Source organism: Ralstonia soli, assembly GCF_023955655.1.
Taxonomy (GTDB): domain Bacteria; phylum Pseudomonadota; class Gammaproteobacteria; order Burkholderiales; family Burkholderiaceae; genus Ralstonia; species Ralstonia soli.
Genome location: NZ_JAMXHT010000009.1, coordinates 50,740 through 71,105 on the forward strand (window position 1 = coordinate 50,740; position 20,366 = coordinate 71,105).

Genomic DNA, 20,366 nt, shown 5'->3' on the forward strand with positions numbered 1-20,366 from the left:
GCCATGCCCGCGTTCAACCGACGCAAGAAGCGTTTCACCGCCAGCAACGTGACGCACTTGCGTCCGCTGCGACATAACCAGCCGCGCTCGGACGACGACGATCTCGAGATCGTGCGTCCGCGGCGCCGCGGCATCTACCTGCTGCCCAACGCATTCACGACGGCCGCGCTGTTCGCCGGCTTCTTTGCCATCGTGCAGGCGATGAACCTGAACTTCGAGACGGCTGCGATTGCCATCTTCGCGGCCATGGTGCTCGACGGCATGGATGGCCGCGTTGCGCGCATCACCAACACGCAAAGCGCGTTCGGTGAGCAATTCGACTCGCTTTCGGACATGGTGTCGTTCGGCGTTGCCCCAGCGCTGGTGATGTACGAATGGATCCTGCGGGATCTGGGCAAGTGGGGCTGGCTCGCGGCGTTTGTGTATTGCGCTGGCGCGGCGCTGCGCCTGGCGCGCTTCAACACGAACATTGGTTCGGTCGATAAACGCTTCTTCCAAGGCATGCCGAGCCCAGCTGCCGCAGCGCTCATCGCAGGCTTCGTCTGGCTGGCAATCGATAACAAGCTGCCGGTGAAAGAACTCTGGATGCCGTGGGTGGCATTCGGACTGACGCTGTATGCGGGATTGTCGATGGTGTCGAACGCGCCGTTCTATAGCGGTAAGGCGCTCGACGTGCGGCATCGCGTGCCGTTTGGCGTGATGGTGCTGGTGCTCGTGCTGTTCGTGGTGGTTTCGAGCGACCCGCCGGTAGCGCTGTTTGGGTTGTTTGTCGGCTATGCGGTGTCGGGCTATCTACTTTGGGGCTGGCGCACGCTGCATGGGCAGCAGGGTAGTCCGCGCATGCCGAAACAGGCGTCCGATGAAGCCCATGAGTGACCAATGCGCTGCACCATTGTGCGCTTGCGTCAATTTTTGAATTCGTCTATAGTCATTCGTATGCTTTCGCGCCCGATTTCCATTCTGATTACGCTAGTCTCGATTGGTGGCCTACTAGGTCGTCAGGTCGGGACACGCGCATAGGAAATCGCAAGACGAGGCAAGCAAAACCGCCAAGTTTTCGCGAACCAGGATTCAACAGCGCCCCGGCCTGCAACCATGCACGCCGGGGCGTTTTGCATTCTGCGCCGCCAAAATCCAATTATTCGAGACACCACCAAGACCGACGCCAAAAACGTCACCCCACCAAGGAGCCGCCATGAGCGACAAACTGATTATTTTCGACACCACCTTGCGAGACGGCGAGCAGTCCCCCGGTGCGTCGATGACCAAGGAAGAGAAGATCCGCATCGCCAAGCAGCTCGAGCGACTCAAGGTGGACGTGATTGAAGCCGGCTTCGCTGCCAGCTCCAATGGGGATTTCGAGGCGATCCGCGCGATTGCCCAGTCGGTCAAGGATTCGCGTATCTGCTCGCTGGCCCGTGCGAATGATCGCGACATTTCGCGCGCCGCCGAGGCGCTCAAGCCGGCAGGCCAGTTCCGTATCCATACGTTCATTGCCACGTCGGCGTTGCACATGGAGAAGAAGCTGCGCATGACACCGGATCAGGTGTACGAGCAGGCGCGCCTGGCCGTGCGCTTTGCACGTCAGTTCACGGATGACATCGAGTTCTCGCCGGAAGACGGCAGTCGCTCGGACATGGATTTCCTCTGCCGCGTCCTCGAAGGCGTGATTGCCGAGGGCGCGACCACCATCAACCTGCCGGATACGGTGGGCTATGCGGTGCCGGAAGGCTATGCCGCGTTGATCCGCTCGGTGCGCGAGCGCATCCCGAACTCGGACAAGGCGATCTGGTCTGTGCATTGCCACAACGATCTGGGCATGGCGGTTGCCAATTCGCTGGCCGCGGTCAAGCTGGGCGGCGCCCGCCAGATCGAATGCACGATCAACGGCCTGGGTGAGCGCGCCGGCAATACCAGCCTCGAAGAAGTGGTGATGGCGGTGAAGACGCGTCGCGATTACTTCAACCTCGACGTCGGTGTCGATACCACGCAGATCGTGCCGGCTTCCAAGCTGGTCTCGCAGATCACGGGTTTCGTCGTGCAGCCGAACAAGGCCGTGGTGGGCGCCAACGCGTTCGCGCACGCTTCGGGCATCCACCAGGATGGCGTGCTCAAGGCGCGCGATACCTATGAAATCATGCGCGCCGAAGATGTGGGCTGGACGGCCAATAAGATCGTCCTGGGCAAGCTTTCGGGCCGCAACGCCTTCAAGCAGCGCCTGCAGGAGCTGGGCATCGAGCTGGACTCCGAAGCTGAGTTGAACGCCGCCTTCACGCGCTTCAAGGAGCTGGCCGACCAGAAGGCCGAGATTTTCGACGAGGACATTGTCGCCATCGTCTCGAACGAGGCGCAGCACAGCGAAGGCGAGCACTTCCGCTTCGTGTCGCTGGCGCAGCGCTCGGAAACCGGTGAGCGCCCGCACGCACGCATCGTTTTCGTTGCCGACGGCAAGGAAGTGACGGGCGAGGCGGAGGGCAATGGCCCAGTCGACGCCACGCTCAACGCGATCGAAAGCAAGGTTGCCAGCGGCGCCGAACAGCTTCTGTACTCGGTCAATGCCATCACCACCGGCACGCAGGCGCAGGGTGAGGTGACGGTGCGTCTGTCCAAGTCGGGCCGTATCGTCAATGGCGTCGGCACGGATCCGGACATCGTTGCCGCGTCCGCCAAGGCCTACCTGGCTGCGCTGAACAAGCTGCAGGACAAGAGCAGCGAAAAACTCAACCCGCAGATCTGATCGCGGTTCCACCGATACAGGCAGGAGTCAGTCCGACCCTGACACGATCACAACAGAGCGCGCATCCGGGTATCCGCCGGGACGCGAAGCGGGTGCAGCGGCACAGGACACGCCAGGAGCGTGCACCATGCTGATTGTCTTTGAGAGCGATGTCCGTGCGATCCACGACATGGCCGACCCGAACATCCACGCCAGGTGACGCGCCTCGCGTGGATGTTGCCGTTGAAACGATCCCATGCGTCAAATGCGGCTGCGTGTGCCTTGTGTTGGCGTGCGCAGCCGCTTTACCATCCGCGCTTCACGGAGGTTTGCCATGGTGTTTCGTTGGTTGGTGGCCGCGCTGGCGGTCGTAGGGTTGTGTGGTGCGGCAAGCGCCCAGCCTGAAGCCGTGCCGATTCGGCTGGCGCTGATCGAGGGTCTCTCGGGCCCGTTTGCCAATGCGGGGGAGGCGGTGGACCGCAATCTGCGCATCGCCATCGAAGGGGTTAATGCGCGCGGGGGCGTCAAGCTGCCCGATGGACGCCATCCGCTTGTGTTGGTGCGTTTGGACAGCAAGAACACAGTCGATGAATCGTTGCTGCAACTGCAGGCCGCCACCGATGCCGGCATGCGCTTCGTCCTGCAGGGCAATAGCTCGGCGGCTGCAGCGGCGTTGTCGACATCGATTTCACGCTACAACGAGCGTCATCCGGACGCGCGCGTGCTGTTCCTCAATTACGCCGCCGTCGATCCGGCGTTGACCAACGAGGCATGCAGCTTCTGGCATTTCCGCTTCGACGCGTCAGCCGACATGCGCATGCACGCGCTCACGGAAGTCATCCGCGCGGACAGGGCTGTCAGGAAGGTCTATCTGATCGGCCAGGACTACACCTTCGGCCGCCAGGTGGCGCAACTCGCGCGCCAGCAACTGGGTGAGAAGCGGCCGGACGTGGCCATCGTCGGTGAGGTGCTGCATCCCATCGGCAAGGTGAAGGACTTCGCGCCGTATGTGGCGCGCATTGCCGCGTCGGGTGCGGACACCGTCATCACCGGCAACTGGGGCAATGACCTGACGCTGCTGGTCAAGGCGGCGCGCGATGCGGGGCTCAAGGCGCGTTTCTTCACGTTCTACGGCAACTCGCTGGGTGCGCCGGGTGCGATGGGCGAGGCGGGCGTCGGCCGCGTGGTCGCAGTGGCGGAGTGGCATCCGAACTTGGGTGGCGCCAGGTCCGACGCGTTCTACAAGGCCTTCCGCGCGCGCTATCCGTCGCCTGCCGACGACTACCCGCTGCTGCGCGACCAGATGATGATCGACATGCTGGCTGCCGCAATCGAGCGTGCCGGGACCGCAGAGGCGGGTGCCGTGGCACGTGCGCTGGAAGGCGCTTCACTCGATAACGGGTTTCATCGGATCACATTGCGCGCGGATGATCACCAGGCCATCCAGCCGCTTATCGTCACGCAGATGGAACGTGCCGGTACGCCCGGCGTGCCGTTCGATATCGAGGGTTCCGGTTACGGTTTTCGTACGCTGAAAGTGATCCCCGCGGCGCAAACGGCGTTGCCGACGACGTGCAAGATGGTGCGCTATTGATCGCGCGTGACACAGAATTGTCGTCAGGGCGGGGTTCTCGGCTATAATCGCGGTCTTGCCGTCCAAACCGGTTTCGGAATGGCCGGCAAGATCATTGTTCAACACGGCACCCGCGGCGGCTATTCAGGTATTCAGGCGCTGCAGTGTCCGCAAGTCAAAGGAATCAAAATGTCCGTCGCTGACATCAAGAAGCAAGACATCGTCAAGGATAACGGCCGCAGCGCCAACGACACGGGTAGCCCGGAAGTGCAAGTTGCACTGCTGACCGCCCGCATCAACGAACTGCAGCCGCACTTCAAGGCGCACATGAAGGATCACCACAGCCGTCGTGGCCTGCTCAAGATGGTGAGCCGTCGTCGCCGTCTGCTGGACTACCTCAAGAGCAAGGACGCTGACCGTTACACCGCGCTGGTTGCCAAGCTGGGTCTGCGTAAGTAATGGTGGGTCTCACGCACTGCGCGTGATGAACAAGTGCCTGCGTCAGCATGCTGATGCAGGCATTTTGTTTTTGGCGGCCGCATTTGCGGCTGCGCCGGGCAACCGGCAATGATGGCAGTCGGTGATATCGCCGATTGTTAGGACCGGGGGCGGCAGGAAGCAGAATCTTGTGTCATTCCAGCGCGACGTTGAGCCGCAGCGCTGCGCTGGAATGGCATAAACACACCTCTGCAACCGTACCGTCTGCCGGAACGTGTTTGTCGCGGCGAAGCGTAATGAAGCGCGCCGCGAATACCGAACAGGAGATGCTATGACCATGTTCAACAAGGTCGTCAAAGAATTCCAATGGGGCGGCCATAAGGTCCGCATGGAAACGGGTGAGATCGCCCGTCAGGCGAGCGGCGCCGTGCTGCTCGACATGGAAGACACCGTCGTGCTCGCCACCGTCGTGGGTGCCAAGAACGCCAAGCCGGGCCAGGATTTCTTCCCGCTGACCGTCGACTACCTCGAGAAGACCTACGCCGCCGGCAAGATTCCGGGTGGCTTCTTCAAGCGTGAAGGCCGTCCGTCGGAAAATGAGACGCTGACCTCGCGCCTGATCGATCGTCCGCTGCGCCCGCTGTTCCCGGAAGGCTTCTACAACGAAGTCCAGGTCGTCGTGCACGTGCTGTCGATCAACCCGGAAGTGCCGGCTGACATCCCGGCGCTGGTGGCCGCTTCGGCTGCGCTGGCTGTGTCGGGTCTGCCGTTCAACGGCCCGGTGGGCGCTGCCCGCGTGGGTTACAAGGATGGCCAGTACCTGTTGAACCCGAACCGCGCACAACTGGCGCATTCGGAGCTGGACCTGGTGGTTGCCGGTACCGAGCGTGCCGTGCTGATGGTCGAATCCGAAGCGCAGCAACTGTCGGAAGAAGTGATGCTGGGCGCCGTGGTGTTCGGCCATGAGCAGATGCAGATCGCCATCAACGCGATCCACGACCTGGTGCGCGAAGGCGGCAAGCCCGAATGGGATTGGCAAGCTGCCCCGAAGAACGAAGCGCTGATCGCCAAGGTGTCCGAACTGGCCCTGGCCGATCTGCAAGCTGCTTACCAACTGCGCCAGAAGCAGGCACGCAGCCAGAAGCTGAAGGAAGTCTACAAGTCGGTGGCCGAGAAGCTGGCGGCAGCCGGCGTGGAAGCCGACGGCGTGGAAGTCGACAACATCCTGTTCGAGCTCGAATCGAAGATCGTGCGCGGCCAGATCCTGAACGGCGAACCGCGTATTGACGGCCGCGACACCCGCACGGTGCGCCCGATCGAGATCCGCTCGTCGGTGCTGCCGCGTGCGCACGGTTCGGCCCTGTTCACGCGTGGTGAGACGCAAGCGCTGGTGGTGGCCGCTCTGGGCACCAAGAGCGACGAGCAGATCATCGACGCGCTGCAAGGCGAGTACCGTGACCGCTTCATGCTCCACTACAACATGCCGCCGTTCGCCACGGGCGAAACCGGCCGCGTGGGCAGCCCGAAGCGTCGCGAAATCGGTCACGGCCGTCTGGCCAAGCGCGCACTGATTCCGGTGCTGCCGCCCGCTGACGAGTTTGGCTACACGATCCGTCTGGTGTCGGAAATCACCGAGTCGAACGGTTCGTCGTCGATGGCTTCGGTGTGCGGCGGTTCGCTGTCGCTGATGGACGCTGGCGTGCCCATCAAGGCGCACGTCGCTGGCGTGGCCATGGGCCTGATCCTGGAAGGCAATAAGTTCGCGGTGCTGACCGACATTCTGGGCGACGAAGATCACCTGGGTGACATGGACTTCAAGGTGGCGGGTACCGACGCTGGTATCACCGCGCTGCAGATGGACATCAAGGTGCAGGGCATCACCAAGGAAATCATGCAGGTGGCACTGGCGCAAGCCAAGGAAGGCCGTCTGCACATCCTGGGCAAGATGCAGGCTGCCATGGGCGGCGCACGCACCGAGCTGTCGGAGCACGCACCGCGCATGATCACCGTCAAGATCAATCCGGAGAAGATCCGCGACGTGATCGGCAAGGGCGGCTCGACCATCCAGGCGCTGACCAAGGAAACCGGTTGCACGATCGACATCGGGGAAGACGGCACGATCACCATCGCGTCGACCTCTTCGGAAGGCATGGCCGAAGCCAAGCGCCGCATCGAAGGCATCACGGCCGAAGCCGAAGTGGGCAAGATCTACAACGGCACCGTGCTCAAGCTGCTGGACTTCGGCGCGATCGTGAACATCCTGCCGGGCAAGGATGGTCTGCTGCACATCTCGGAAATCGCCAACGAGCGCGTGAACCAGGTCTCCGACTATGTGAAGGAAGGCCAGGCCGTGCGCGTGAAGCTGCTGAGCACCGACGAGAAGGGTCGTATGCGTCTGTCGATCAAGGCCGCCAAGGCTGAGGAAGGCGACGTGCCGGCCGCTGCACCGCAAGCACCGGGTGCTGGCGACGCTGCCTCGCAACAGCAGCAGCAACAACAGCAGTAAGCGCGGGGTTTCTCGCTACCCAAAAACGGCTGGACAGTGTCCAGCCGTTTTTTTGTTTACACTGCCTCGCGAGTTCTCCTTCCGCGACCCATCATGAGCCGCCTGTTCGAGCAAAACCGCATCGCCGTCGTCTGGGATTTCGACAAGACGCTGATCCCGCGCTACATGCAAGTGCCGCTGTTCGAGCGCTTCAACATCGCCGAACAGGGTTTCTGGGATGAGGTTGAGGCCGGATCAAAGGCGATCGAATCGCGCGGGCAGAAGGTCAACCGCGAGACGTTCTATCTGAACGTACTGCTGCGCCATGTGCGCGATGGTCGCATGGGTGGCCTCGACAATGCCACATTGCGCGAGCTGGGTGCCGAGCTTGAATTTTTTCCTGGTGTGACCGATTTCTTCGAGCGCAGCAAGGCCTGGGTGCGCGACAACGGCGCGTATCAAGCCTTCGACATCAAGCTCGAGCACTACATCGTCAGCACTGGTTTGACGGAGATGATCAAGGGTTCGCCCATCGCACCATACATCGACGGCGTGTGGGGCTGCGAATTCCTGGAGGCGCCTGATGCGAGCGGTCGCCCCGTCATTTCGGAAGTCATCTACGCGATCGACAACACCACCAAGACGCGGGCGCTGTTCGAGATCAACAAGGGCGTCAACAAGCACCCCGAGGCGGTCAACGTGAACTCATCGATTGCCGAGGATGAGCGCCGCGTGCCGTTCGCCAACATGATCTATGTGGCCGATGGCCCGAGCGATATTCCCGCGTTCTCGGTGGCGCGCAAGGGCGGCGGCCGCACGTACGCGGTCTACAACCCTGAGAGCCCGCGCTCGTTCGAGCAGGCCGACAACTTGCGCGCCGACGATCGCGTCGACATGCTGGGGCCCGCCGATTACCGCACCGGCTCCCCGACTGAGATGTGGCTCAAATTGCATATCAGCAAGATCGCCGACGCCATCGTCCACGGCAAACAAGAGATCCTGCGCGAAACCACGCGCGGCATTCCGCAGCACTTTGTTGAACCGAAGCGTGCTGCCTCGTAACCCTCATCGATCCGAATCCCATGAAAGCGATTGAAATCACCCAGTACGGCGGCCCCGAAGTCCTGAAGCTCGGCGAGCGCCCGATGCCCGAGCCGAAGGCCGGCGAAGTGTTGATCCGCGTGCGCGCGGCCGGTGTGAATCGGCCGGATGTGTTTCAGCGTACCGGCAACTATCCGGTGCCGCCCGGCGCGTCGGATATTCCGGGTCTGGAAGTGGCGGGGGAAATCGTCAGCGGTGATCTGGCGCACGCCGACAACCGCTATGGCCTGAAGGCTGGCGACCGCGTTTGCGCGCTGGTCCAGGGCGGTGGCTATGCGGAGTTCTGCACCGCGCCGCTGGGGCAGGTGCTGCCGGTGCCGGCAGGCCTGTCCGACATCGAGGCCGCGGCATTGCCTGAGAACTACTTCACCGTGTGGTCGAACGTGTTTGACCGCGGCTTGCTGGGGCGCGGCGCACACGGTGCCGACGAAACGCTGCTCGTGCAGGGCGGCTCCAGCGGCATTGGCACAACGGCGATCCAGATCGCGTCCGCGCTGGGTCATCGCGTATTCGCCACGGCGGGCAGCGCTGACAAGTGCGACGCCTGCGTCGAGCTGGGTGCCACGCGTGCCATCAACTACAAGACCGAAGATTTCGTCGAGATCGTCAAGGCCGAGACGGGGCGTGGCGCCGACGTGGTGCTCGACATGGTCGGTGGCAGCTATGTCGCGCGTGAAATCGCCTGTACGGCCGACGACGGCCGTATCGTGCTGATCGCCCTGCTGGGCGGTGCCAAGGCCGAAGTGCCGCTCGGCGATATCCTGCGCCGGCGCATCACGCTGACGGGCTCGACGTTGCGCCCGCGACCGGTGGCGTTCAAGGCGGCGATTGCGGCCAACCTGTATCAGAAGGTCTGGCCGTTGTTGGCGTCGGGGCGCATCAAGCCGGTCATCCACGAGGTTTTGCCGGCCGCCGAGGCGGCGCGCGCCCACGCCTTGATGGAATCCAGCGCCCACATCGGCAAGATCATGTTGGTTTGGGATTGATTCCAAAACGCCGAAATTGACCCTGTTTTTGCCGCCACGGTAGAATGCCGGGTTTATTTGACAGTCGACCGGGCAAAAACGTGAACGCAAGACCGAAGCTGGTGGTGGGCAACTGGAAGCTGCATGGCAGTCTGAGTGCCAATGCGGCGCTGCTCGAGCAGATCAAGGCGGCGGGCAAGACCAATGCCGCGCTGGCGGTGTGTGCGCCGTTCCCGTATCTGGCGCAGTGCCAATCGTTGCTGACCGGCTCGGCCGTGGGCTGGGGCGCACAAGACGTGTCGGCCGAAACGCGCGGCGCCTTCACCGGCGAAGTCGCGGCCTCGATGCTGTCGGAGTTCGGCTGCGGCTACGCGATCGTCGGCCACTCCGAGCGCCGCACGTACCACGGCGAAACCGATGCCCAAGTGGCGACCAAGGCGCTGCGAGCGCTCGAACACGGCATCACCCCGATCGTCTGCGTGGGCGAAACGCTCGCCCAGCGCGAAGCCGGTGAAACCGAGCAGGTGGTTGGCCGCCAGTTGGATGCGGTGCTTGATGCGTTGTCGGTCGAGCAACTCGGTCGCATCGTCGTTGCCTACGAGCCGGTCTGGGCGATCGGCACGGGCAAGACGGCGACGAGCGAGCAGGCTCAGGCGGTGCATGCATTCCTGCGCGCGCGCGTTGCTGCCCGCGATGCGGGTGTGGCGCAACGTCTGGCGATCCTGTACGGCGGCAGCGTCAAGCCGGACAACGCGGGCGAATTGTTCGCAATGGCGGACATCGATGGCGGCCTGATCGGCGGTGCATCGCTGAAGGCCGAAGATTTCCTGGCGATCGGTCGCGCATAAACGACCGTTCGGGTCGCCGTGTGGCGCATGTGCGACCGCAACATATTATTGAGAGAAGCGAAATGGCAATTCTGAAGACTCTGCTGCTGGTGGCGCAAATTCTGAGCGCGCTCGGCGTGATCGGCCTGGTGCTGCTGCAGCACGGCAAGGGTGCCGATGTGGGGGCCGCGTTCGGCTCCGGCGCATCGGGCAGTTTGTTTGGGGCCACGGGCTCGGCCAACTTCCTGTCGCGCACCACGGCAGTGCTGGCTACGGTGTTCTTCGTGGCCACGCTGGCGCTGACGTTGATCGGCACCAACAAGGGCAGCGTGTCGGCAGGTGTCATGGGCTCGGTGGCGCCTGTTACGTCTGCGGCATCGGCCCCGGCAGCATCGGCTCCTGCCGCTGCGGCTGAGGCGTCCGCGCCGGCAGTGCCGAAATAATTTGGCGTAACGAAAGGGCGCACGTACCCGAGGCTTTTCAGTGCGCCCTCAGGCATAAGTTTTTTGTTTGTGCATTGAACAAAAGCGTAGCTTTGCGGTAGAATGCAAGGCTTGAAACAATACGGGAAACAGCAAGGGCGGCTAAGCCTGATGCGGTGTCCTAGTAGGGTTTCTTCCCCCAGCCGACGTGGTGAAATTGGTAGACACGCTATCTTGAGGGGGTAGTGGCGAAAGCTGTGCGAGTTCGAGTCTCGCCGTCGGCACCAATCAAATTTCGGGGTCTGTTCAACGGGAGTGTTCCGCGCAGGCCCCTCCGCAAGACGACGCGCAGTCGAGGCGTCGTGAGGCTGCGGACCCGGCGCCTTTGATGGGGCGACAAGGCGCCGCCTGCGGGCAGTGCTGTTGCAACCATTCAAAAAGGCGGGCGTCCCTTGAACCTCGAAGCCTATTTCCCCGTACTGTTGTTCATCGTTGTCGGTGTAGGCCTTGGCCTTCTCCTGATGACCATCGGCCGAGTTCTCGGTCCGAACAATCCCGATCCTGACAAGCTCTCGCCGTACGAGTGCGGCTTCGAAGCATTCGAAGACGCGCGCATGAAGTTCGACGTGCGCTATTACCTCATCGCCATCCTGTTCATCCTGTTTGATCTGGAGACTGCGTTCCTCTTCCCGTGGGGCGTGGCGCTGCGTGATATCGGCTGGCCGGGGTTCTTCGCGATGGGCGTGTTTCTTCTCGAGTTTCTCGTGGGCTTCGTCTACATCTGGAAAAAAGGCGCGCTCGATTGGGAGTGATGTGAAATGGCGATCGAAGGCGTACTCAACGAAGGCTTTGTCACGACCACCGCTGACAAGCTGATCAACTGGACCCGCACCGGGTCGCTCTGGCCGATGACGTTCGGCCTGGCATGCTGTGCCGTGGAAATGATGCACGCTGGCGCGTCGCGTTATGATCTTGACCGCTTCGGCGTGGTGTTCCGCCCGTCGCCGCGTCAGTCTGACGTGATGATTGTGGCCGGCACGCTGTGCAACAAGATGGCGCCCGCACTGCGCAAGGTGTACGACCAGATGGCCGAGCCGCGCTGGGTCATCTCGATGGGGTCGTGCGCCAACGGCGGCGGCTATTACCACTACTCGTATTCTGTCGTGCGCGGCTGCGATCGTATCGTGCCGGTCGACGTGTACGTGCCGGGCTGCCCGCCGACGGCCGAAGCGCTGATCTACGGCATCATTCAGCTGCAGGCCAAGATCCGTCGCACCAACACCATCGCGCGCAAGGCCTGACATGACCGACAAGCTTGCCACCCTGAAAGCCGCGCTGGAAAAGGCGCTCGGCAATCGCGTTCAAAGCCTGACCGAGTCGGTTGGTGAACTCACCCTCGTGGTGAAAGCCGCTGATTATCTCGATGTCATGCGCACGCTGCGTGATGACGCATCGCTCAAGTTCGAGCAACTGATGGACCTGTGCGGCGTTGACTATGCAGATTATGGCGACGGTGCCTGGAATGGCCCGCGTTTTGCCGCTGTGTCCCATTTGCTGTCGGTAACGTACAACTGGCGCGTGCGCGTGCGCGTGTTCGCACCGGACGATGACCTCCCGGTCGTCGCTTCCGTGGTTGATCTCTGGAATTCCGCCAACTGGTTCGAGCGTGAAGCGTTCGACCTGTACGGCTTGGTGTTCGAAGGTCACCCCGACTTGCGCCGCATCCTGACCGACTACGGCTTCATTGGTCACCCGTTCCGCAAGGACTTCCCGGTGTCGGGTTATGTCGAAATGCGTTATGACCCGGTGCAGCGTCGCGTGGTCTACCAGCCGGTGACCATCGAGCCGCGCGAGATTACGCCGCGTGTGATCCGCGAGGATCAATACGGCGGTCTGAAGCACTGAAGGGCGCCCGACGATCATGGCAGATATCAAGAATTACACCCTGAACTTCGGCCCGCAGCACCCGGCCGCACACGGCGTGCTGCGCCTTGTGCTCGAGCTGGACGGCGAAGTCATTCAACGTGCCGATCCGCACATCGGCTTGCTGCATCGCGCGACTGAGAAGCTCGCCGAACAGAAGACCTGGATCCAGAGCGTGCCCTACATGGACCGCCTCGACTACGTGTCGATGATGGTCAACGAGCACGCTTACGTCATGGCCATCGAGCGCCTGCTCGGCCTCGAAGTGCCGCTGCGCGCGCAGTACATCCGCGTCATGTTCGACGAAATCACGCGGATCATGAACCACCTGATGTGGATCGGTTCGCACGCGCTGGACGTTGGCGCCATGGCGGTGTTCCTGTACGCCTTCCGTGAGCGCGAAGACCTGTTCGACATGTATGAAGCGGTGTCGGGCGCGCGCATGCACGCTGCCTACTACCGTCCGGGCGGCGTGTATCGCGACCTGCCTGACACGATGCCGCAATACAAGGCATCCAAGGTGCGCAACGAGAAGGCGCTGGCTGCCCTGAACGCAACGCGTTCGGGCTCGCTGCTGGACTTCATCGAAGACTTCACCAATCGCTTCCCGAAGTACGTCGACGAGTACGAAACGCTGTTGACCGACAACCGGATCTGGAAGCAGCGTCTGGTTGGTATCGGCGTGGTGAGCCCCGAGCGTGCGCTCAACAAGGGGTTCTCCGGCGCCATGCTGCGCGGTTCGGGTATCGCCTGGGATGTGCGCAAGAAGCAGCCGTACGAAGTGTACGACCGTGTCGATTTCGACATCCCGGTCGGCGTGAACGGCGATTGCTACGACCGTTATCTGGTGCGCGTGGAAGAAATGCGCCAGAGCAACCGCATCATCCGCCAGTGCATCGAGTGGCTGCGCAAGAATCCCGGCCCGGTGATCACCGATAACCACAAGGTGGCTCCGCCGTCGCGTGTGGACATGAAGACCAACATGGAAGAGCTGATTCACCACTTCAAGCTCTTCACCGAAGGCATTCACGTGCCCGAAGGCGAGGCGTACGCCGCTGTCGAACACCCGAAGGGCGAGTTCGGCATTTATGCGATCTCGGACGGCGCCAACAAGCCGTATCGCCTGAAGATTCGTGCGCCGGGCTTTGTTCACCTCGCGGCGCTCGATGAGATGGCCCGAGGCCACATGATCGCCGACGCTGTGACGATCATCGGAACGCAAGACATCGTGTTCGGCGAGATCGATCGCTAAGCACTCGCAGGAAACAACCGTTTGACGCGCAGGCAAGCGCGGCTGTGAAACGAGGACGCGCGCCGGGGTAAGGCTGTCAGGTAATAGGCCCCGCGTCCCGCACCAATTGCAACGAACATGCTATCAGCAGAAGCTCTCAAGGAAATCGACCGGGCGGTCGCGAAATATCCCGCCGACCAGAAGCAGTCCGCCGTGATGGCGGCGCTGGCGGTCGCGCAGAGCGAGAAAGGCTGGGTCTCGCCCGAAGTCATGCAGTTCGTGGCCGAGTACCTCGACATGCCGCCGGTGTGGGTCGAGGAGGTGGCGACGTTCTACAACATGTACGACACCAAGCCGGTGGGCCGCTTCAAGCTGACGGTGTGCACGAACCTGCCGTGCGCGCTCTCGGGCGGCGAGCGTGCAGCCGACTACCTGAAGAAGAAACTGGGCATCGGTTTCAATGAGACCACCGCCGACGGCAACTTCACGCTGAAAGAAGGCGAGTGCATGGGCGCGTGCGGTGACGCACCGGTCATGATCGTCAACAACACCAATATGTGCAGCTTCATGAGCAACGAGAAGCTCGACGCGCTGATCGCCGATTTGCAGGCGAAGGCGACCAACGGAGCAGGCAAGTAATGACCTCTCTGCACGATCGACACATCCAGCCGTTGATTCTCGCCGGTCTGAACGGTGACAACTGGCACCTTGAAGACTACGTTAAGCGCGGCGGCTATCAGCAACTCAAGCGTATCCTGACGGAAAAGATTTCTCCTGAACAAGTCATCGCCGACGTGAAGGCCTCGGGCCTCCGCGGCCGTGGCGGTGCAGGCTTCCCGACCGGCCTGAAGTGGAGCTTCATGCCGCGCCAGTTCCCGGGCCAGAAGTACTTGGTCTGCAACACGGACGAAGGCGAGCCGGGTACGTTCAAGGATCGCGACATCATCCGCTACAACCCGCACGCGCTGATCGAAGGCATGGCCATCGGCGGCTACGCGATGGGCATCACCGTGGGTTACAACTACATCCACGGCGAGATCTGGAACGAGTACAAGATTTTCGAGCAGGCACTGGAAGAAGCGCGTGCTGCGGGCTTCCTGGGTGACAACATCCTCGGCTCCGGTTTCAACTTCCAACTGCATGCGCACCATGGTTATGGCGCGTACATCTGTGGCGAAGAAACGGCGTTGCTCGAATCGCTGGAAGGCAAAAAGGGCCAGCCGCGTTTCAAGCCGCCGTTCCCGGCGAGCTTTGGCCTGTACGGCAAGCCGACCACGATCAATAACACCGAAACCTTTGCAGCGGTGCCGTTCCTGCTGGCGATCGGTCCGGACAACTACCTGAAGATGGGCAAGCCGAACAACGGCGGCTCGAAGATCTTCTCGGTGTCCGGCGACGTCGAGCGTCCGGGTAACTACGAAATTCCGCTGGGCACGCCGTTTTCCAAGCTCCTCGAGCTGGCCGGTGGCATGCGTGGTGGCAAGAAACTCAAAGCGGTCATTCCAGGTGGTTCGTCGGCGCCGGTGGTGCCGGCCGACCTGATGATGGCCTCCGACATGGACTACGACTCGATCGCCAAGGCCGGCTCGATGCTGGGCTCGGGCGCAGTCATCGTCATGGACGAGACGCGCTGCATGGTGAAATCGCTGCTGCGCTTGTCGTATTTCTACTTCGAAGAGTCGTGCGGCCAGTGCACGCCGTGCCGCGAGGGCACGGGCTGGCTGTACCGCGTGGTCGATCGCATCGAGCACGGCAAGGGCCGCCAGGAAGACCTGGACCTGCTGAACAACGTGGCCGAAAACATCATGGGCCGGACCATCTGCGCGCTCGGCGATGCCGCCGCGATGCCGGTCCGCGGCATGCTCAAGCACTACTGGGATGAGTTCGCGTATCACGTCGAACACAAGCAGTGCATGGTGCCCACCTACATTTAAGCGTGGCAGAACATGGTTGAAATCGAAATCGATGGCAAGAAGGTCGAGGTTGCCGAAGGCAGCCTAGTGATGGAGGCAGCTCGCCAGGCGGGCACCTACATTCCTCACTTCTGCTATCACCGTAAACTGTCGGTCGCGGCCAACTGCCGGATGTGCCTGGTCGAGGTCGAGAAGGCGCCCAAGGCGCTGCCTGCCTGCGCCACGCCGGTCACCGCGGGCATGAAAGTCTTCACCAACTCCGAGAAGGCGGTGAAGGCGCAGAAGTCCGTGATGGAATTCCTGCTGATCAACCACCCGCTGGATTGCCCGATCTGCGATCAGGGCGGCGAGTGCCAACTGCAGGATCTGGCGGTCGGCTATGGCAAGTCCGAATCGCGCTACAAGGAAGAGAAGCGTGTGGTGTTCCACAAGAACGTGGGCCCGCTGATCTCCATGGAAGAAATGACACGCTGCATTCACTGCACGCGTTGCGTTCGCTTTGGCCAGGAAGTCGCCGGCGTGATGGAGTTGGGCATGCTCAACCGTGGCGAGCATTCCGAGATCACGACGTTCGTCGGTCAGACCGTCGACTCGGAACTGTCGGGCAACATGATCGACCTGTGCCCGGTCGGTGCGCTGACCAGCAAGCCGTTCCGTTACTCGGCTCGTACGTGGGAACTGGCACGCCGCAAGTCGGTTTCGCCGCACGACGGCCTGGGCGCCAATGTGATCGTCCAGACGAAGAACCAGCGCGTGATGCGCGTGCTGCCGTTGGACAACGAAGCCATCAACGAATGTTGGCTGTCCGACAAGGATCGCTTCGCCTATGAAGGTGTGAACAGCGACGACCGCCTGACCCAGCCGATGCTCAAGCAAGGCGGTCAGTGGAAGGCCGTCGACTGGACCACGGCACTGGAATACGTTGCCAATGGCCTGAACGAAATCAAGCGCGACCATGGCGCCGAGCAGATCGGTGCGCTGGCCAGCCCGCACAGCACGCTGGAAGAACTGTTCCTGCTGCAAAAGCTGGTGCGCGGCATCGGCAGCGACAACGTCGACTTCCGCCTGCGCCAATCCGATTTCTCCGTTAAGCCGACGGGCGCCCCGTGGCTGGGCCTGCCGATCGCCGATGTGTCGTTGCTGCAGCGCACGCTGGTGGTAGGCGCATTCCTGCGCAAGGACCACCCGCTGCTGGCCGCGCGTCTGCGTCAGGCTGGCAAGAAGGGTGCGCAACTGAACGTGATCGGCGCCGGCGGCGAAGATCTGCTGATGCCGGCCACGCAACTGCTGGGTGCGCCGTCGCAATGGCTGTCGCTGCTGTCGCAAGTGGCTGTGGCTGTGGCTGCCGCCAACAACGTTGCGCGTCCGGGCGGCACGGATGGCGTTGAAGCCGGTGACGTTGCCAAGCGCATCGCCGAAAGCCTGGCTTCGGGTGAGCGCAAGGCCGTTTTCCTGGGCAATGCTGCCGTGGCGCATCCGCAATTCTCGCAGCTGCACGCGCTGGCCCAGTGGGTCGCGCAACAGACCGGCGCCACGTTGGGCTTCCTGACCGAGGCGGCCAATACGGTCGGCGGGTACATTGCTGGTGCGCTTCCGCAAGGCAATGGTCTGGACGCCGCGGCAATGCTGGCGCAACCGCGTCGTGCCTACGTGCTGCTGGGCGCCGAGCCGGAATTCGATTCCGCCAACCCGGCGCAAGCCCGTGCTGCACTGGACCAGGCTGACACGGTGGTTGTGCTGTCGCCGTTCGCCTCACGCGCCGCTCTTGAATACGCAGACGTGCTGCTGCCGACCGCGCCGTTCACGGAAACCTCGGGCACCTTCGTCAACTGCGAAGGCCTGCCGCAGAGCTTCAACGGCGTCGTGCGTAGCCTCGGCGATTCGCGTCCGGCCTGGAAGGTGCTGCGTGTGCTGGGCAACCTGCTGAACGTGTCGGGCTTTGAGTACGACAGCTCGGAAGTGGTGCGCGACGAAGTGCTGGCCAAGCCGGTCACCGCACGCCTGTCGAACACGACCACTGCACAGACCGCCGCTCCCACCGCTTCTGCTGCGGGTATCGAGCGCCTGGCTGACGTGCCCATCTATCACGCTGACCCGATCGTGCGCCGCGCCGGTTCGCTGCAACTGACCGCAGCCGCCCGTGCCGCAGTGCGTGCCAGCCTGCCGGCTGATCTGTATGCGCAACTTGGCCTGACAAACGGTGATGCCGTGCGCGTGACGCAAGGGCAGGCGAGTGTGGTGCTGCCGGCCGTGCTGGACAAGTCGCTGGCTTCCGGCGTGATCCGCGTACCGGCCGCTACCGAGGCTTCGGCCCAGCTGGGTGCCATGTTTGGCGCGGTGAGCGTTGAGAAGGTTGAATCGTCCGCGCTGGCGGCTACGGTGTAAGGGTCAACATGATCGAGTCGATTACTTCTTTCGGTACCGCCACCTTTGGTGGCTGGTGGCCGCTGATCTGGACGCTGGTGCGGGCGGTCTGCATCGTCCTGCCGCTGCTGTTGTGCGTGGCCTACCTGATCCTGTGGGAGCGCAAGCTGATCGGCTGGATGCACGTGCGTCTGGGCCCGAACCGCGTAGGCCCGATGGGCTTGCTGCAGCCGATTGCCGACGTGCTCAAACTTCTGCTCAAGGAAGTCATGGTGCCGAGCGCGGTCAGCCGTGGCATGTACATCATCGCGCCGCTGATGGTGCTGATGCCGGCCGTGGCGATCTGGGCGGTGGTGCCTTTCCAGGCAGAGGCGGTGGTGTCGAACATCAACGCCGGTCTGCTGTATGTGATGGCGATCAGCTCGGTGGGTGTGTACGGCGTGATCCTGGCCGGCTGGGCCTCGAACTCCAAGTACGCGTTCCTGGGTGCGATGCGCGCCTCGGCCCAGATGATTTCGTACGAAATCGCCATGGGCTTCGCGCTTGTGACGGTGCTGATGGTGACGGGCAGCCTGAACCTGTCGGACATCGTCAACTCGCAGAACCGCGGTTTCTTCGCGGGTCACGGCATCAACATCCTGTCGTGGAACTGGCTGCCGCTGCTGCCGATGTTTGGCGTGTACTTCATCTCTGGCGTGGCTGAAACGAACCGCCACCCGTTCGACGTGGTGGAAGGCGAGTCCGAAATTGTGGCCGGTCACATGATCGAGTATTCGGGCATGGCGTTCGCGCTGTTCTTCCTGGCCGAGTACATCAATATGATCGTCATCTCGGCGCTGACGGCGACGATGTTCCTCGGCGGCTGGGCCTCGCCCATCGATGCACCGGTATTCAACTGGATCCCGGGCTTCTTCTGGCTGCTGATCAAGGTCTTCCTGCTGCTGTCGGTCTTCATCTGGCTGCGTGCGTCGTTCCCGCGTTATCGCTATGACCAGATCATGCGCCTGGGCTGGAAGATCTTCATTCCGCTCACTGTGGGTTGGCTTGTCGTTGTTGCCATCTGGATCGTGTCGCCGTGGAACATTTGGAAGTAACGGGACAATAGGAAGCCACCATGTTGCTTGCCATCAAGGAATTCTTTAACAGCCTGCTCCTGAAGGAACTCTTCAAGGGGTTGGCGCTGACCGGGCGCTACCTGTTTGCGCGCAAGATCACCGTTCTCTTCCCGGAAGAGAAGACGCCGCTTTCACCGCGTTTCCGCGGTCTGCATGCGCTGCGTCGCTATCCGAACGGAGAGGAACGTTGCATTGCTTGCAAGTTGTGCGAAGCCGTATGCCCGGCCCTGGCCATCACGATCGAGTCCGATCAACGCGATGACGGTACCCGCCGTACCACGCGCTATGACATCGACCTGACCAAGTGCATTTTCTGCGGCTTCTGCGAAGAGGCTTGCCCGGTGGACGCCATCGTCGAGACGCACATCCTGGAATACCACGGTGAAAAACGCGGCGACTTGTACTTCACCAAGGACATGCTGCTGGCCGTGGGTGATCGCTTCGAGCCGGAAATTGCGGCCAACAAGGCGGCCGACGCAAAGTACCGCTGATTCAGGACGCCCGCCGAGCAGTTGGCGGGTGGTGCAGTTGACATCCCGGAAGGACTTCGGCTCCACGTGAGCCAACCAGTTGTGGCGGCAAGTTGCAAATCTTGCCGCCACGGCTTTGGACAAGCACGTGCCGCAAAACGGCGCGTGCCAGGATCATGGAAATCACGACGATCATCTTCTACTGTTTCGCGCTCGTGCTGGTGCTCGCAGCGCTGAAGGTCATCACCGCGAAGAACCCGGTGCACGCGGCGCTGTTCCTCGTGCTCTCGTTCTTTACTGCGGCGGCGATCTGGATGCTGCTGAAGGCAGAATTCCTCGCCATCACGCTGGTGCTGGTCTACGTGGGGGCAGTGATGGTGCTGTTCCTTTTCGTGGTGATGATGATCGATATCGACATCGAGCATCTGCGACGCGATTTCTGGACATATGTGCCGATGGCGGCCTTTGTGGGCGTGGTCATCATCTTGGAAATGGCCGTGGTGCTGACGAAGACCTTCATGGGCCGCGTGCAGCCCGTGCAGGAACTGCCCAAGGGCTTCAACGGCCCGAACACCCAGGCGCTCGGCAAGCTGATCTACACCGATTACATCTACGCCTTTGAAGTGGCTGGTGCTGTGCTGCTGCTGGCGATCGTCGCAGCCGTGGCCCTGACTGCCCGTCGCCGCAAGGACACGAAGGCGCAGAACCCATCCGAGCAGATCCGCGTACAGCGCAAGGATCGTGTGCGTCTGGTCTCGATGCCGGCAGAGAAGTCCGCTGGTGCAGCTTCGGCTGAATCCAACAGCTGAGCCCCGGGAGTATC

19 protein-coding genes and 1 tRNA gene are annotated in these 20,366 nt (G+C 62.2%); all 20 read left to right on the forward strand.

What is annotated here, in order from left to right:
* Window positions 1-3: 3 nt before the first annotated feature.
* Window positions 4-876, forward strand: coding sequence for a CDP-diacylglycerol--serine O-phosphatidyltransferase (pssA, locus tag NG900_RS22695; RefSeq protein ID WP_252683987.1), 873 nt, complete (start codon window positions 4-6; stop codon window positions 874-876).
* Window positions 877-1,195: 319 nt separating this feature from the next.
* On the forward strand, window positions 1,196-2,737 hold the full coding sequence (locus NG900_RS22700; protein WP_252683989.1) for a 2-isopropylmalate synthase: 1,542 nt from the start codon (window positions 1,196-1,198) through the stop codon (window positions 2,735-2,737).
* Between the two features lie 313 nt (window positions 2,738-3,050).
* Window positions 3,051-4,310 carry a branched-chain amino acid ABC transporter substrate-binding protein gene (locus NG900_RS22705; RefSeq protein ID WP_252683991.1) on the forward strand — a complete coding sequence of 420 codons (1,260 nt, stop codon included), beginning with the start codon at window positions 3,051-3,053 and terminating at the stop codon, window positions 4,308-4,310.
* A gap of 168 nt (window positions 4,311-4,478) precedes the next feature.
* On the forward strand, window positions 4,479-4,748 hold the full coding sequence (rpsO, locus tag NG900_RS22710) for a 30S ribosomal protein S15 (protein WP_252683993.1): 270 nt from the start codon (window positions 4,479-4,481) through the stop codon (window positions 4,746-4,748).
* Window positions 4,749-5,058: 310 nt separating this feature from the next.
* Window positions 5,059-7,233, forward strand: coding sequence for a polyribonucleotide nucleotidyltransferase (gene pnp, locus NG900_RS22715; protein WP_252683995.1), 2,175 nt, complete (start codon window positions 5,059-5,061; stop codon window positions 7,231-7,233).
* 93 nt (window positions 7,234-7,326) lie between these two features.
* Window positions 7,327-8,274, forward strand: coding sequence for an HAD family hydrolase (locus NG900_RS22720; RefSeq protein ID WP_252683996.1), 948 nt, complete (start codon window positions 7,327-7,329; stop codon window positions 8,272-8,274).
* Window positions 8,275-8,294: 20 nt separating this feature from the next.
* Complete coding sequence (locus tag NG900_RS22725; protein ID WP_252683998.1) at window positions 8,295-9,299, forward strand: NAD(P)H-quinone oxidoreductase; 1,005 nt, start codon at window positions 8,295-8,297, stop codon at window positions 9,297-9,299.
* 80 nt (window positions 9,300-9,379) lie between these two features.
* The gene (gene tpiA, locus NG900_RS22730) at window positions 9,380-10,126 is read left to right on the forward strand and encodes a triose-phosphate isomerase (protein ID WP_252684000.1); all 747 of its coding nucleotides are present in this window, start codon (window positions 9,380-9,382) and stop codon (window positions 10,124-10,126) included.
* A gap of 62 nt (window positions 10,127-10,188) precedes the next feature.
* Window positions 10,189-10,548, forward strand: coding sequence for a preprotein translocase subunit SecG (gene secG / locus NG900_RS22735; RefSeq protein ID WP_252684002.1), 360 nt, complete (start codon window positions 10,189-10,191; stop codon window positions 10,546-10,548).
* 181 nt (window positions 10,549-10,729) lie between these two features.
* Window positions 10,730-10,814 (forward strand) — tRNA-Leu (locus tag NG900_RS22740).
* A gap of 165 nt (window positions 10,815-10,979) precedes the next feature.
* On the forward strand, window positions 10,980-11,339 hold the full coding sequence (locus NG900_RS22745; RefSeq protein WP_252684004.1) for an NADH-quinone oxidoreductase subunit A: 360 nt from the start codon (window positions 10,980-10,982) through the stop codon (window positions 11,337-11,339).
* A gap of 6 nt (window positions 11,340-11,345) precedes the next feature.
* Window positions 11,346-11,828: a NuoB/complex I 20 kDa subunit family protein gene (locus NG900_RS22750; protein WP_004630808.1), complete on the forward strand. Its 483-nt coding sequence runs from the start codon at window positions 11,346-11,348 to the stop codon at window positions 11,826-11,828.
* Window position 11,829: 1 nt separating this feature from the next.
* A complete protein-coding gene (locus tag NG900_RS22755) occupies window positions 11,830-12,432 on the forward strand; it encodes an NADH-quinone oxidoreductase subunit C (RefSeq protein WP_252684006.1) in 603 nt (200 codons plus the stop codon).
* Between the two features lie 16 nt (window positions 12,433-12,448).
* Entirely contained in the window at window positions 12,449-13,702 is a 1,254-nt protein-coding gene (locus NG900_RS22760) for an NADH-quinone oxidoreductase subunit D (protein ID WP_252684008.1), read from the forward strand.
* A gap of 117 nt (window positions 13,703-13,819) precedes the next feature.
* Window positions 13,820-14,320, forward strand: a complete 501-nt coding sequence (gene nuoE / locus NG900_RS22765) for an NADH-quinone oxidoreductase subunit NuoE (RefSeq protein ID WP_252684010.1) — start codon at window positions 13,820-13,822, stop codon at window positions 14,318-14,320.
* Window positions 14,320-15,615: an NADH-quinone oxidoreductase subunit NuoF gene (gene nuoF / locus NG900_RS22770; RefSeq protein WP_003261933.1), complete on the forward strand. Its 1,296-nt coding sequence runs from the start codon at window positions 14,320-14,322 to the stop codon at window positions 15,613-15,615. The genes nuoE and nuoF overlap by 1 nt, the downstream gene beginning before the upstream one ends.
* A gap of 12 nt (window positions 15,616-15,627) precedes the next feature.
* A complete protein-coding gene (gene nuoG, locus NG900_RS22775; protein ID WP_252684012.1) occupies window positions 15,628-17,979 on the forward strand; it encodes an NADH-quinone oxidoreductase subunit NuoG in 2,352 nt (783 codons plus the stop codon).
* 8 nt (window positions 17,980-17,987) lie between these two features.
* On the forward strand, window positions 17,988-19,052 hold the full coding sequence (gene nuoH, locus NG900_RS22780; protein WP_252684014.1) for an NADH-quinone oxidoreductase subunit NuoH: 1,065 nt from the start codon (window positions 17,988-17,990) through the stop codon (window positions 19,050-19,052).
* Window positions 19,053-19,072: 20 nt separating this feature from the next.
* Window positions 19,073-19,564 carry an NADH-quinone oxidoreductase subunit NuoI gene (nuoI, locus tag NG900_RS22785; RefSeq protein WP_003261939.1) on the forward strand — a complete coding sequence of 164 codons (492 nt, stop codon included), beginning with the start codon at window positions 19,073-19,075 and terminating at the stop codon, window positions 19,562-19,564.
* Between the two features lie 155 nt (window positions 19,565-19,719).
* Window positions 19,720-20,352 (forward strand): NADH-quinone oxidoreductase subunit J, encoded by a 633-nt coding sequence (locus NG900_RS22790; RefSeq protein WP_252684016.1) that lies wholly within the window; start codon window positions 19,720-19,722, stop codon window positions 20,350-20,352.
* Window positions 20,353-20,366: the final 14 nt, after the last annotated feature.